Origin of the sequence: Barnesiella propionica, assembly GCF_025567045.1 — a bacterium.
In the GTDB taxonomy this organism is placed as follows: Bacteria; Bacteroidota; Bacteroidia; order Bacteroidales; family Barnesiellaceae; genus Barnesiella_B; species Barnesiella_B propionica.
This window is the reverse complement of sequence record NZ_JAOQJK010000002.1, coordinates 58,609-72,157: the sequence shown is the minus strand read 5'-3', so window position 1 is coordinate 72,157 and position 13,549 is coordinate 58,609. Positions and strand designations below refer to the sequence as shown.

Annotated in this window: 14 protein-coding genes and 1 pseudogene; 4 read left to right on the top strand and 11 right to left on the bottom strand. The window is 39.9% G+C overall.

Annotated features, from left to right (window positions below):
- Positions 1-29 precede the first annotated feature (29 nt).
- The 3 genes and pseudogenes from OCV73_RS02755 to OCV73_RS02745 all read right to left on the bottom strand — a co-directional run.
- A complete protein-coding gene (locus OCV73_RS02755; protein ID WP_147548830.1) occupies positions 30-908 on the bottom strand; it encodes a DUF3078 domain-containing protein in 879 nt (292 codons plus the stop codon).
- 296 nt (positions 909-1,204) lie between these two features.
- Entirely contained in the window at positions 1,205-2,047 is an 843-nt protein-coding gene (locus tag OCV73_RS02750) for an aldo/keto reductase (RefSeq protein ID WP_147548828.1), read from the bottom strand.
- Between the two features lie 226 nt (positions 2,048-2,273).
- A pseudogene (locus tag OCV73_RS02745) lies at positions 2,274-2,756 on the bottom strand (cupin domain-containing protein); the annotation flags it as partial.
- A 231-nt stretch (positions 2,757-2,987) separates the two neighbouring features.
- On the opposite strand from OCV73_RS02745, the gene OCV73_RS02740 reads away from it, so the two are divergent.
- The 3 genes from OCV73_RS02740 to OCV73_RS02730 all read left to right on the top strand — a co-directional run bounded on the left by OCV73_RS02740 (position 2,988) and on the right by OCV73_RS02730 (position 4,845).
- Entirely contained in the window at positions 2,988-3,284 is a 297-nt protein-coding gene (locus OCV73_RS02740; protein WP_147548826.1) for a nitrous oxide-stimulated promoter family protein, read from the top strand.
- Positions 3,285-3,289: 5 nt separating this feature from the next.
- Positions 3,290-4,042 carry a class I SAM-dependent methyltransferase gene (locus OCV73_RS02735; protein WP_147548824.1) on the top strand — a complete coding sequence of 251 codons (753 nt, stop codon included), beginning with the start codon at positions 3,290-3,292 and terminating at the stop codon, positions 4,040-4,042.
- A gap of 74 nt (positions 4,043-4,116) precedes the next feature.
- Positions 4,117-4,845, top strand: a complete 729-nt coding sequence (locus OCV73_RS02730) for an SDR family NAD(P)-dependent oxidoreductase (RefSeq protein WP_147548822.1) — start codon at positions 4,117-4,119, stop codon at positions 4,843-4,845.
- Here OCV73_RS02730 and OCV73_RS02725 read toward each other — a convergent pair.
- The 4 genes from OCV73_RS02725 to OCV73_RS02710 all read right to left on the bottom strand — a co-directional run bounded on the left by OCV73_RS02725 (position 4,842) and on the right by OCV73_RS02710 (position 7,612).
- Complete coding sequence (locus tag OCV73_RS02725; protein WP_147548820.1) at positions 4,842-5,720, bottom strand: pirin family protein; 879 nt, start codon at positions 5,718-5,720, stop codon at positions 4,842-4,844. The genes OCV73_RS02730 and OCV73_RS02725 overlap by 4 nt on opposite strands.
- 116 nt (positions 5,721-5,836) lie before the next feature.
- Positions 5,837-6,694 carry an AraC family transcriptional regulator gene (locus tag OCV73_RS02720; RefSeq protein ID WP_147548818.1) on the bottom strand — a complete coding sequence of 286 codons (858 nt, stop codon included), beginning with the start codon at positions 6,692-6,694 and terminating at the stop codon, positions 5,837-5,839.
- Between the two features lie 79 nt (positions 6,695-6,773).
- Positions 6,774-7,157: a VOC family protein gene (locus OCV73_RS02715; RefSeq protein ID WP_147548816.1), complete on the bottom strand. Its 384-nt coding sequence runs from the start codon at positions 7,155-7,157 to the stop codon at positions 6,774-6,776.
- Positions 7,154-7,612: a DUF2867 domain-containing protein gene (locus tag OCV73_RS02710; RefSeq protein ID WP_147548814.1), complete on the bottom strand. Its 459-nt coding sequence runs from the start codon at positions 7,610-7,612 to the stop codon at positions 7,154-7,156. The genes OCV73_RS02715 and OCV73_RS02710 overlap by 4 nt, the downstream gene beginning before the upstream one ends.
- 251 nt (positions 7,613-7,863) lie before the next feature.
- On the opposite strand from OCV73_RS02710, the gene OCV73_RS02705 reads away from it, so the two are divergent.
- On the top strand, positions 7,864-8,427 hold the full coding sequence (locus OCV73_RS02705) for a sugar O-acetyltransferase (protein ID WP_147548812.1): 564 nt from the start codon (positions 7,864-7,866) through the stop codon (positions 8,425-8,427).
- Positions 8,428-8,440: 13 nt separating this feature from the next.
- On the opposite strand, the gene OCV73_RS02700 is transcribed toward OCV73_RS02705, so the two are convergent.
- From OCV73_RS02700 to OCV73_RS02685, 4 genes are all read right to left on the bottom strand, one after another.
- Positions 8,441-9,076 (bottom strand): class I SAM-dependent methyltransferase, encoded by a 636-nt coding sequence (locus OCV73_RS02700; protein ID WP_147548810.1) that lies wholly within the window; start codon positions 9,074-9,076, stop codon positions 8,441-8,443.
- 114 nt (positions 9,077-9,190) lie between these two features.
- Positions 9,191-10,342 carry a DEAD/DEAH box helicase gene (locus tag OCV73_RS02695; protein ID WP_147548808.1) on the bottom strand — a complete coding sequence of 384 codons (1,152 nt, stop codon included), beginning with the start codon at positions 10,340-10,342 and terminating at the stop codon, positions 9,191-9,193.
- Positions 10,343-10,373: 31 nt separating this feature from the next.
- Positions 10,374-11,462 (bottom strand): NAD(P)H-dependent flavin oxidoreductase, encoded by a 1,089-nt coding sequence (locus tag OCV73_RS02690; protein ID WP_147548806.1) that lies wholly within the window; start codon positions 11,460-11,462, stop codon positions 10,374-10,376.
- 654 nt (positions 11,463-12,116) lie between these two features.
- On the bottom strand, positions 12,117-13,532 hold the full coding sequence (locus tag OCV73_RS02685) for an L-fucose/L-arabinose isomerase family protein (protein ID WP_147548804.1): 1,416 nt from the start codon (positions 13,530-13,532) through the stop codon (positions 12,117-12,119).
- Between the last annotated feature and the right edge of the window lie 17 nt (positions 13,533-13,549).

Here is a 13,549-nt window from a genome sequence, read left to right as displayed (position 1 = left end):
CACCTTTACATAAATTATCTCTGCTATTATCAGAAATTAAATTGTACCCCTACTCCCAACAATTCTTTAAACTGTACACGAGGTCCCTTGCTTCCGTCTTTTTGAATAATCTTTATATCGTCGTCATATACAAGATTGGTTGTCAAAGTAGTCGCAAACCACTTATTTATCTGCATATTTATCTGCACTTCCCAATTTACATCCACATTTTGAGGCTTACGCAAATAATCCGAATAAAAATCGAGGCGGGAATAAACTGTCATATTTTTCATAAATTCGTATTTAGCTTCCATTTTCAGGTTCGCACCAAATTCCGACAGTAATTTCTTACCCGGTTTAACTCCGAAAGCCCCTTCTTCCGAAAGACGGTCGCTCAGCACGAACGTTCCACGCCAGGCAGCCGGAGAAAGAGTAGCAGAAAAATATTTAACCGGAGTCCAGGTGAGACCGACGCCCGTTAAAAGATAAGCCGGCGCCATAAATTCCGATATGTATATATCCCGGCTTACTGCATAATCATATCCTCGGGCAAATTGAGTCTGAAAATTAAGCAATGCACTCAGATAAAGATTCTTATATATCTCGTAACCGTAATTCGTATTCAGATAAATCTTATCGCTGGTCTTTTTAGTACCGTCCGTTCCATTCCGGTTAAGCCCATAGGCCAATTCTATCCTATTCTTCCATAAATGTTTCTCGTTCTTGTAATCCGCCTCGTAGTTTCCCTGTATATCAAACGCTACGGCATTATCTCCACCCGTCGCCCAATTGGAAAAACTAACCTGTGTCAACTTAATGCCGGCATATCCCGACAGTGTCCATAGCGTATCGTTCTTTTCAGCTGCCTGTAAAGATTGTACAAATGCGCACAAACTTATGGCCATTCCTAAATAATATTTCCGATTCATTGTAATTTAGTTTTATAACTTACATTTATACAATCGGAAACACTATTTTGTTCATTTTATCTTATCATACTATAAAAATAGTAATAGATACAAATCTATTTCATAAGGAGAAACAACACTCTTTATCTTCATCTATGTATAAAAATAATTAACAAACAAAATATATGGATTTTTTTTAAGAAACAATACAAACTACCGTATACCGGAAATATTATAACTAAAAGATAAATTTTCTTTACTTTCCACGGTACATTCTTGTAAAACGGCCCTTTTCCATCACTATATTCATTGTCATCTTATTTACCGATACTTACAAAAAAATCTACCGTGGAATCGTCTTGATGTGAAAAGAATAAGGTCTTGCCTGTATCCAATGCATAAATACGTTCCATATCCTCCTCCGAAAGAAAAAAATCAAACACGTCGAAATTCTCTTTCATACGTTCTACATGTGTAGATTTAGGTATAACTACCACTCCGCACTGGATAAGAAAACGTAAGGCTGTTTGAGCTACAGATTTACCATATTTAGCTCCTATATTTTTTAATACCTCGTTGGAAAAGAAATTATTAAGGCCCTCTGCAAGCGGTGCCCACGACATAATTTGAGTTCCATATTGACGCATGATTTCCCGAGCCTTCACTTGTTGATTAAAGACATGTGTTTCCACCTGATTAACGGCGGGAACGACCGGCCCGAATTCAGCCAGGTCTTTAAAACGATCGGGGTAAAAATTCGATACACCGATAGCCCGTACTTTACCGGCTTCATTAGCCTCGATCATGGCACGGTATGTTCCGTAATAATCCCCAAACGGTTGATGAATAAGCAACAGATCTATATAATCGGTTTTCAATTTACGAAGAGACTCGTCGATAGAAGCCGCTGCTTTCTCATAACCTGCATTCGATATCCACACTTTAGTCGTGACAAATAATTCGTTACGAGGTATTCCACATTTAGCCATTGCATTACCTACCCCTTCTTCATTGTAATAAGCTTGTGCCGTATCAATAGAGCGATACCCTGCTCCGATAGCATTCATAACGCAACGTTCACATTCTTCAGGGCTTACCTGGTAAACACCATAACCTAAAACCGGCATTTCAATGCCGTTATTCAATTTTATATATTCCATATTTTTCCAATTAAAAATTTCCGGTAATTACAAATCAATACCTTCCTTATATTTTCTCACACACATAAAGACCTATTCTCTTGTCTTAAAATAAACCATCCCTGCTCCCCTCAATCTGTCATAATCAACCATTCCTGCCTCTTCAAAAAGAATTTCAGCCGCATACGTATTCGCCATACTGCAAATAGTTTTTTGGCTCTTATAAAAAAAAGACTTACGGTTTTGCTGTTGCTTCAAGATATTGTTCATCATTCACAGGCTCAAACCATATATTCTTATTCGTAGCGGAATTACATTCTACTGCCAGATGTGAAAACCAACTGTCCGGAGCCGCTCCATGCCAGTGAACCGCATCCGGAGCTATCTCGACCACATCGCCGGGAAGTAGTTCCCGGGCTGTTTTATCTCTCTCCTGATAATATCCCCGGCCGGCAATACATATAAGTAACTGTCCGCCGGTATGGCTGTGCCAGTTGTTGCGACATCCCGGCTCAAACGTAACATTAAAAATATGCGTACCCAATGTCTCGTTATTACTTACCGGAGCGAGATATGAGCGGCCTATGAAATATTGCGAAAAACTATCATTCTTTTCGCCAAGTGGAAAAATCTGTTCAAATTCTGTTTTTTTATCCATTTTCTGATTCTGAGCGTTAAGCGGATATATGACGAATATCGTCAATACCACAATAATTAAATTTTTATTTATTTGTTCCATACGTTATTCTATAATCATTCTTTTTTATCTACTTTACAAAAGTAAACTTATACAATAAGGTTTCAATTATACGAATTACAGATTGACAGACCATTTTTACGGATTATAATATTCTGACGTACAATTTACAATAAGTACGCTTATTTACAATATCATCTTCCCCCCTTATTCTGTTTCACGCTTTTTATCCTTATCTTTGAAATAAAATATGAAAACGAACTTATGGCACGTTCACGCATTGCAAAAGAGAAAGAAATTATAACCTTGATGATACGGCTCTACTGCCGGAAAAAAGAGAGAAACAAGACTCTTTGTCCGGAGTGCGAGTCTCTTCTTAGCTATGCAAATTCACGATTGGAACACTGTTCTTTCGGAGAGAAAAAACATTCGTGCAAAAAATGTCCGGTACATTGCTACAAACCAGAGATGAAAAAACGAATAAAAGAAGTAATGCGATATATGGGACCACGTATGATTTGGTATGCTCCTCTCGAATTATTACGTCATTACTTAAAATAAACAAAATGAACAGCAATTATAAAGTTGGAGATTTAATTTATGATGCTAATATTTATGATGGAATGAACACCCACATAGATGATTTGGAATTTTACAAACGGTGGCTGCCGGAAAATAAAGATGCCCGTATACTTGAGCTTTGTTGCGGCACGGGCAGACTTACTATTCCGATAGCAAAGGACGGATATGATATTAGCGGGGTAGATCACACTTCTTCTATGCTCGAACAAGCAAAAATAAAAGCATCCGAAGCAGGACTAAAAGTCGAGTTTATTGAAGCAGATATCAGAACTTTGGATTTACAGAAAAAATATGACTTTATTTTTATTCCTTTTAATTCAATCCATCATTTATATCAAAATGAAGATTTATTTATGGCATTAAATGCCGTTAAAAATCATCTCAAAACAGGAGGTTTATTTCTGTTAGATTGTTTTAATCCCAATATTCAGTATATTGTTGAACATTCAAAAAAACAAACAAAAGTTGCCGAATATACAACCGTAGACGGAAGGGACATATTGATAAGGCAAATCATGCGATATGAAAGAAAAACCCAGATAAACCGCATAGAATGGCATTATTTTATTAATGGTGAGTTTGATTCGATTCAAAATCTGGATATGAGATTATTCTTTCCTCAAGAATTAGATTCTTATCTGGAATGGAATGGTTTTAAAATTATTCATAAATTCGGAAGTTTCGAAGAAGAAGTGTTTTATGATAACTCCGACAAACAAATATTTGTTTGCCAATAAGTAATCAATGGCTTTGCTAAAAGTTTATTATTAAATCGATGAAGTCAGACCGATAAAAACCTTAAATAAATTATATGAAAAGAATCGTCATTATCGGAGCCACATCGGGTATAGGTAAAGAAGTTGCCCTGGCATATATAAAACAGGGCTGGAAAACAGGTATAGCAGGTAGACGCGAAACTGCCCTGACCGAATTACAATCGATCTCTCCCGAACGGGTAGAGACGGAAACTATAGATATTACCCAGGAAGATGCTCCGGTTAAAATAAACAATCTGATCGAAAAAACAGGAGGTATGGATATATTGCTTTTATGCTCGGGCATAGGAAGTCAAAATCCCATGTTAAATCCCGATATCGAATTAAATACGGCAAAAACAAATGTCGAAGGTTTTATCCGGGTCATTACTACGGCATTCGGATACTTTAGACAAAAAGGGAGAGGACATATCGCCGTTATCAGTTCCATCGCCGGAACCAAAGGATTAGGTATAGCAGCCGCTTATTCTGCGACCAAACGCTTCCAGAACACATACATAGAAGCTTTATCCCAGTTATCCCGAATGGAAAAATTAAATATTTCGTTTACCGATATAAGACCGGGATTTGTCGCTACCGACTTATTGAAAGGGGGAAAATATCCCATGTTAATGAACCCAAGAAAAGTAGCAGAACATATCGTACACGCTCTCGACCGGAAAAAACGGATTGCCATTATAGACCGGAGATACCGCTTGCTCGTATTTTTCTGGAAACTGATCCCCCGCCGGATATGGGAAAGATTACCTGTAAAGAACGGTTAATCTTCCAATTTACCGAACTTCCCTGTATTTACATCCTGGTAAGCCTGTAATATTTCCTCTTTCGTATTCATTACAAAAGGTCCATACGCCACAACAGGTTCCCGAATGGGTTCTCCGCTCAGCAATAACAGCACACAACCCGATGAGGTATAAAGCCCGAACTCTTCACCGTCATTACGGAACAGGATAAAATGGTCGGCAGGAGCATCATCCTGTTCATTTACACGCACATTTCCTTCTATGACTAATATTCCGGTATTATAATCCGTTGGCAAAGACATATTCAAATATGCACTTTCATTCATACGAATACTATATATATTCATAGGACTGAATGTACGGGCTATACCTTTAATCCCTTCATATTCCCCTGCAACGACTTCTACTGTGCCTCCGTTATCCGGTATTTCATATTTGGGTATCATACGATTGACAATGGCTTGGTAGCCGGGCTCAGTCATTTTATACTTCGCCGGCAAATTAATCCACAACTGGACCATTTGGAACGGTCCTCCTCTTTTACTGTATTCCAGTTCATGATATTCTTTATGGAGGATTCCTGCCGCCGCCGTCATCCACTGAATATCTCCCTCACCTATTACTCCGCGGTTCCCCCGGCTGTCATGATGCGCTACTTTACCGTGGTAAGCAAAAGTTACCGTTTCAAATCCACGATGAGGATGTACTCCCACTCCACGAGGGATATCCCGGGGTGAGAATTCCATTTTAGCATTATAGTCCAACAAAATGAACGGGCTCATTCTGTCGTGCCCCATATTATATCCGCCAGGAAAGAAATTATGAACCCTAAAACCATCGCCCACCATGTGAGAAGGAGGAGGAGGTAATATTTGCTGTACTGTCTTGATCTTCATTTTATACATATCTTAATTAAAATAGAACGACCGGATGACAGAAAAGTTCTATTGCCTCCAATAAAGAATATCGGGAAAAACGATTTGTTTTCCCCGATCTGTTTTTATCATAACATTTATCCGACAGGTATATAAATTTCGGTAAGCAAATCCTCCGGCTTTGTATTTCCCGGATGATTCAAATATTTCTCATAACCGGGGATATTCCTTAGAGAGTATCCTAATTCGGGCAACCAACAGGCGTAAATAGTATCATATACGGAACTCAGGTTCTCATAATATCCTTTATAACGAAATACGGCATATTTCCCACCTTCAATCACTTTCGTTCCTATCTCTCCTACAGGAGAAACATCCTGCAGTACTGAAAGGCAAACATCAGTGCGTAATTTGTCTCCGGGAGTAACCTTAGGATCGTTATGATATACACATATATGTTCCACATCGGACATATCCAAACGGTTTGCCGCCATGTAACCGTATAATTTGTTCCATGCGGCACAATAATCGTTATTGCTATATCCTCCTGTAAGACGAACATAAACAACCCGGAAAGATTGTAATTCTTTTACTTCGGCCTCCACATCCAATTCGGGCCTTAATTCTACTGGTTTCATAATCGTGTAGTCTTTATTAATACGATATTCTTTAGGAGAAATACCATAAAACCGCTTAAAAGACTTCGACAGGGAAGATGGTACGTCATATCCTATCCGGTAAGCGATTTCCCCTATGGGAAGAACTGAATAACGCAATAAACGAGCTGCAGCCTCCATGCGCATTCTTACAATAAAAGCACCTATCGGCTCTCCCAAAAAAGCTTTGGTTATCCGGTGAAAATGCCAGGGTGAGAACCCGGACATAACGGCCAGTACTCCCAGATCGATATTTTCTTCCAGATGATTGTTGATGTACTCTACGAGTCTATTCACCCTTTCGTGATAATCTTCTATCGTCGTTGGTCTTTGTTGCATGATTCTTTTGGTTTTCCGAAACAAAAATACCTTATGACAATTACACGAACTTTTCCAAACTTGCTAAAAACGAAAATAATCACCCGGCTACCAGTTCTATCCGGTTTCCGTCAATATCCAGTATCACACTTTCAAAATATCCGTCCCCGGTCGTACGGGGCTCTCCGGCGACCGTATAGCCGGCATCCCTCAGAGCTTCCGTCAAGGCTATTACCCTTTCTTCGGAACCTGCATCAAATGCTATATGACAATAGCCCTTATATTCTCCAGGTTCAATGACAGTAATATCAGGACGTCTCATGATTTCGAGGGATGCTCCCGAAACGAATCGAATAAAATAAGATTCGAATTGTTTCACCGGATTCACATATTTTTCGCTGCACTCTCCTCCGAACCAGGTGCAGTAAAAATCTTTCATCTCTTCCAGATGATGTGTCCACAGAGCCAAATGATGTACTTTCATTTTTTAATAATAATTTTTGCTATTACGCGGTCTGTCATGACCGGAACTATGATTTTATGAAAAGGAAATACCATAAAGAAATAAAGCCGTCCCAATGTATTATGATATTTAACGACCGTGGTTACGGTTATTTCCTGTTCATTCTCTTCAACGGCAAATACACCGACAGAAACATGAAATTCCAGATGCTTGTCATCCATCCCTATAACAGCTTCATCGTCATTCTGCTCGTTTACTGTTTTAGAAAATTCCGTCCCGAGATTTCCACTCTTTATGCCGAATGGCTTTACAATCATATTCCTGATTTTCATAAGTACATTTACCCATCCGGGAGTCATGCCGAACATACCTGTAAGGAGATCGCCCGGTTCTATTTTTTTTCCGGTTTTTATCCGGCGTGTAAATCTGTCGGAATAATCTGCCGGCAAATATTTTTCTATCAGGCTTTCTTTCATTTCAATCCAGTCATTATAAGATAAAGTATTACAGGACTCTATAGCTTAGACAATAAAACGACAAATTCAAACTTCATATATTCTTCATCTGTTATTATTTTATTATGTCGTTTTGCGATAACAAGACGAACAAAGATAAATATTTCTCCGGGGTCTCAAGCCCGAAACCGGAGAAAATACCACTCTTCACGCTACAAATCATATATAATAATAAAGTTATGATTAACTTTACGAGGCCACAATAAAAAAAGATGAAAACAGAAAAAGAAAAAATGGCGGACGGTGAAGAATACAGTCCGTATGACCCGGAACTAACGAAAATGCACCGGGATGCGCTTACGCTGCTGGAACAATATAACAACAGGTATTTCGTACGATGCGATGAAGGAAAAGAACTCCTTCACAAATTACTTCCTCATGCTCATCCGTCACTGGTCATTCAGCCGCCTTTTCTATGTGATTTCGGATTTAATATCTACGGTGGAGAAAACGGTTTTATCAATTATAACTGCACTATTCTGGATACGGCAAAAATAACACTGGGAAAAAATATCCTTATAGGACCTAACGTACAATTATACGCCCCTATGCATCCTATAGACTATAAACTACGGGCTACCGGAATAGAACATGGAGAACCTATCAGTATAGGAGACGACTGCTGGATTGGAGGAGGTGCGGTGATATGTCCCGGGGTGACAATAGGCAACCGCTGCGTTATAGGAGCAGGCTCCGTCGTAAGTAAAGATATTCCCGATGACTGCATGGCTGCCGGAGTTCCGGCCAGAATAATCAAGAAACTTACAGGACAATAATCTATTATATACTTCAGGGAAATAAAGAATAGGGATGCCGGGAAATGGTCATACCGTAAGACTTGCGTTCTTCTATAGGTTCGGTATTTACTATTACCAACCCGGCTTTGTCTATCATACGCAAAATAGCCGGAAAATCATATTTTCTGAAACCATACCGGGTACAAGGTATCTTATCCAGCCATTCTTTCTCATAACCGACCAGAAAACATTTTCCATCCGGGTTCAATACCCGTCCGATCTCTTTCAGTCCTTTTACCGGATCTTTCCAAAAATAAAGGGTATTTATCGTATATATCTTATCAAAAGTACTATCCTCATATGGTAATGAGATAACATCACCGACCTTTAGATCCATTCTTCCCTGTAAAACGGCATTCCTATTCTTCTTTACTGCTACTTTTAACATATCCTCAGAGATATCTATACCATAAATTTTATTACCTTTTCCTATGCCGGACAGCCGACGGATAAAGCTTCCGTTCCCGAAACCTATATCCAGAACTTTTTCTCCGGGTTTCAAACTCAGTTTGTCCTCAACAAAACGATATAATTTTCCATTCATTCTATTCATTATGAAAGTCGCCACAATACCGGATATCCCCGATGGTTTCCCAAATTGAGACGCAATAAATCTATTCCATTTCATGCATTGTTCTTTTTACCGGGCAAAAATAGTTTCTTCCATTCACAACCCGGTTGCAATAAGAAAGAGGTACGGGAATCCCGTACCTCTTTCTTATAAAGTTCTGTATGTGATATATTACAAACCGGACATTTCTCCTATCCCGGCATTTAACGGCCTTAAAACTCTTCCTGTAAGTTTCTGTATATCTTTTAACATCGGCCGTTCATCCTGCGAACAGAAAGTATAAGCTTTTCCGCTATTGCCCGCGCGCCCCGTTCTGCCTATACGGTGCACATAAGTTTCCGGAACATCCGGCAGATCGTAATTGATTACCGTTTCTAACTGGTTTACGTCGATTCCCCGGGCGGCTATGTCGGTAGCTATGAGCACCCGTGTTTTATGCGACTTAAAATTGGACAAAGCCTTTTGACGGGCATTCTGTGATTTATTGCCATGTATAGCTTCGCTCCCGATCCCCGCCTTACACAATATACGGGCAATCTTATCCGCACCATGTTTAGTACGGGAAAATACCAGTACCGAAGACGCTTCTTCTTTTTCAGCCAGTAACTTAATCAGTAAATCTTTTTTCTCTTGTTTCTCCACATAATAAAGATACTGCTCGATTGTCTCCACAATAGATGAAACCGGAGTAACTTCGACCCTCCGGGGATTTTTTAAGATGGAACGGGATAGAGAAGATATAGCAGGAGGCATCGTCGCCGAAAAAAACAAGGTTTGCCTTTTCACCGGCAATTTCGGCAGGATACGCTTTATATCATGAATAAATCCCATATCCAGCATTCTGTCAGCTTCATCCAAAACAAAATAGCGGATTGCATCCAAACTCACGAATCCCTGTGCCACAAGGTCCAGCAAACGTCCCGGCGTAGCGATAAGTATATCCACTCCTTTACGTAATTCATCGGTTTGTGCCTTTTGTTTGACCCCACCGAATATCACACAATGGCGTAATGAGGTATATTTGGCATAATCCCGAAAACTTTCTTCAATCTGTATAGCCAGTTCCCGGGTAGGAGTAAGTACAAGAGCTTTAATCTCCTTATTTTTTTTCTTTTCCTGACGAGCTTCGTTATATAGATGCTGGATAATAGGTATGGCAAACGCTGCGGTTTTCCCAGTTCCGGTCTGAGCCAGGCCCAGCAAATCCTGCTTCTCAAGAGCCACCGGAATGGCCTCTTGCTGAATAGGAGTAGGAACCGAATATTCTTTTTCTTTCAAAGCCTTCAATACAGGCTCGATAATATTTAATTTATCAAATGTCATTTGTTTAAAACTGCTCTCTTAGCAGCCATCTTTAATTAATATTCTGCCGACTTTTTTCAGCCTCGAAAAACTCAGATTTCAAAGATGATACCATCTCTTTCACACTTACAATTTTCTGAGACAAATAGGCATTCGCCCCGGCAAAGGCATATCCTTTTTTAAAATTTCCTTTCGCCGCATTATACAATGCCTTTATGATACAATACGGACTTTTGGTATAATCACATGTTTTTATACAATGGAAAGAACATCTTTCCGGTCTTTCGGTACCAGCTTCAACTCTACGTATGAACTCTCCGTCTATAGCTCTTCCGGGCATTCCTACCGGACTGGCTATGATCTTTATATCATCAGCATGTGCATCAATGTAAGTTTGTTTGAATTCTACGGAAGCATCACACTCTTCCGTAGTCACAAAACGCGTACCCAGTTGAACTCCCGAAGCCCCCATAGAAATAAGACGATATATATCCTCTCCCGTATAGAGTCCGCCGGCGGCTATCACGGGAATCGCACATTTCTTTTCCGCTTCGTACTGTCGTGTAACATCCAGTATTTCAGGAACGATATGTTCTAAAGAATAATTCTCATCTTCTATCTGGGTATTTTTATAACCTAAATGTCCGCCGGCTTTCGGTCCTTCTACGACAATGGCATCCGGCAAATAATTATATCCGGTCTTCCACTTCTCACAAATTAATTTAGCTGCCCGGGCCGAAGAAACGATCGGAACAAGCTTGGTCTTGCTTCCCGGTGTAAGATAGGAAGGCAGATCAAGAGGTAAACCGGCTCCCGAAAAAATAATGTCGGCTTTAGCTGCAATAGCCGTACGCACCATATCGGAAAAGTTGCTCAATGCAACCATGATATTCACCCCTATAATTCCCCGGGTCTTTTCTTTCGCTTTCCTCAATTCCTCTTTTAACCCCCATATACAATTATTTTTATAATCCGAAGGCGACTTGTGATAAAGCAATCCAAGCCCTGCGCATGAAATTACTCCAACACCCCCTTCATTGGCTACAGCCGAAGCAAGCCCCGACAAAGATATTCCTACCCCCATACCACCTTGAATAACGGGCAGTTTTATTTCCATATTACCTATGTAAAACGATTTCATAAATGATAAGATAAGACAAACAATTCCAGAACCGGAACCGTCCGTATGATTTATATGCTAAAATGTAAATTAAACTCAAGCTCTTGCGATTTCGATTTGCCGTTTTTCCGGCAGATACCTTTTGAAAACTTCATAAAAAACTGATAACTAATAAAAAACAAGAAAGTTTCTAAAGGTCATTCCAACATTGAAAAAGACTCGACTCACAGGTCAAGATAAATACAAGGAAGAGAAGAACAAAATAAACTCAATGTTTATGGTACAAAGGAGGGAACAATATTTTGATTCTGTACTATGATTCAACATATATTTTTTTCAAAAACCCGATATTTACACTTTTCATCTTTTTTAAAACAGCTTTTAACCATAAAAAGATAAATATACCCAAATCTTTCAAAAAAGGAAGGGAGACGAACTGGCTCAGTCCGTCTCCCCGACCGTGAAGTTTACAACAAAATTATTCCGGGCAGCCCGTTCTTACCCGATACATTCTATGAATATTGCTTTTACTTAACAAGACTGCCGATTAAAGGATGGAAAAACAATTCTCGGGTAATTTTCTCCACGGTATTATTTATTTACTTTGCTATTCTTTCAAAAAGGTGTGACGTCGGCAATCTTTTACTTTATTATAACTGGAAAACATTGTTATAATCAGCAGACAATATTTACCGGGATATTAAGCAAAAATGCTAATTTTTCTATTTTACCGGCAATATGTCCTACCCCTATGGCGCAATGATGTGCAGGTCCGTATTTAGACCATTCGTTCATAAATCTCTTCGCTCCGATAGAAAAACGATAACGGCTGTTCGTATTGCCTATCTGCAATACAGGTCCGGGAACCGACTCCCCTTCGGCAACCAGCAGAGATATACCGTCGGCTCCTTCTACGACAGACAACAGGGTAACCGGTCCGTATTTCACCGACATTTGTATCGACAATCCTTTCCCGGGTTTACCATGATATACCGGCAGGGGGACCAGTTTCACCCGGCCTTGGGCAATAGCGAAGTGGGCCGGCCCGTCATGTCCGAGCATCACGATATCATCCTCAAAATCCATCAGATAAAACTCCGAGAAGGATCCTCCGGCTCCTAACTCTGCCATAATCTTCATTGCTTGTGCATTCTTCACTTCACACTCTCCAGCGACCGGTATATTATTACTGGTAAGCAAGGTATTACCTGCAATGACCGAGGTAACCATATTTTCATAATCGTTTCCTCCTTCACCTTCGTAATAGTAGGCCATAGAAGACAGATTATGATGTTTTATAATTCTATCGAGGGCTATGGAAGTACGTGCCGCCCGTTCTATCTCTGCCGGTTCACACTCGGGTACAATGTCAAAAGCTTCTCCAAATTCACGAATCTTTTCTTCTACTTCTTCGAAGGTGACAGAATCGCGGTATTTCTTAAGCTCGCACATTTCCAGTATTTCAAAATGTGTTCCGAACACGGCCGATTGTTTCGTTATATCGGTATATACGTCCAGCATTCCACAGTAATAATGCCCTAAAATACCCATACGGTTATTACATAATGCTCTTACGGCTCCGGCCGCTTCGGTCCAGGCCTGAATATCTTTCCAAGCCTCTTCATCTTTTAGATATCCGGTCACTATCTCATAACGTATTCCGGTACGGTTAAACACGCATGCTATTTCAGGAACAGAACAAGCCTGACAATGTTCCAGCCAGATTCCGGTCATTCTACCGCTATCGCCGGACTTATTGAATGTTTCATAATCCAATCTGGCTACAGGCTGCAGATTTAAAATAATCACCGGAACTTTCAGTTTCCGGGCGACAGGCAGTACAGTAGATGACAGGGCATACGTCGCCACGTATAAAAATACGATATCCACATCCTGTTTTTTCAGATATTCGGCAGCCTCTCCTGCTTTTACGGGATTGTCCACCATACCTGCATCCACGACATCCACACCGAACGACGCAATCCTATCTCTAATTTCTCCCTGGTATATTTTCAAATGATCGAGCAAACCATCGAATTGTGCCCAATAGGTTTCAAGACCAATACCGAATAAACCGACTTTCGTATTCATCCTAACTATTCTTCTTT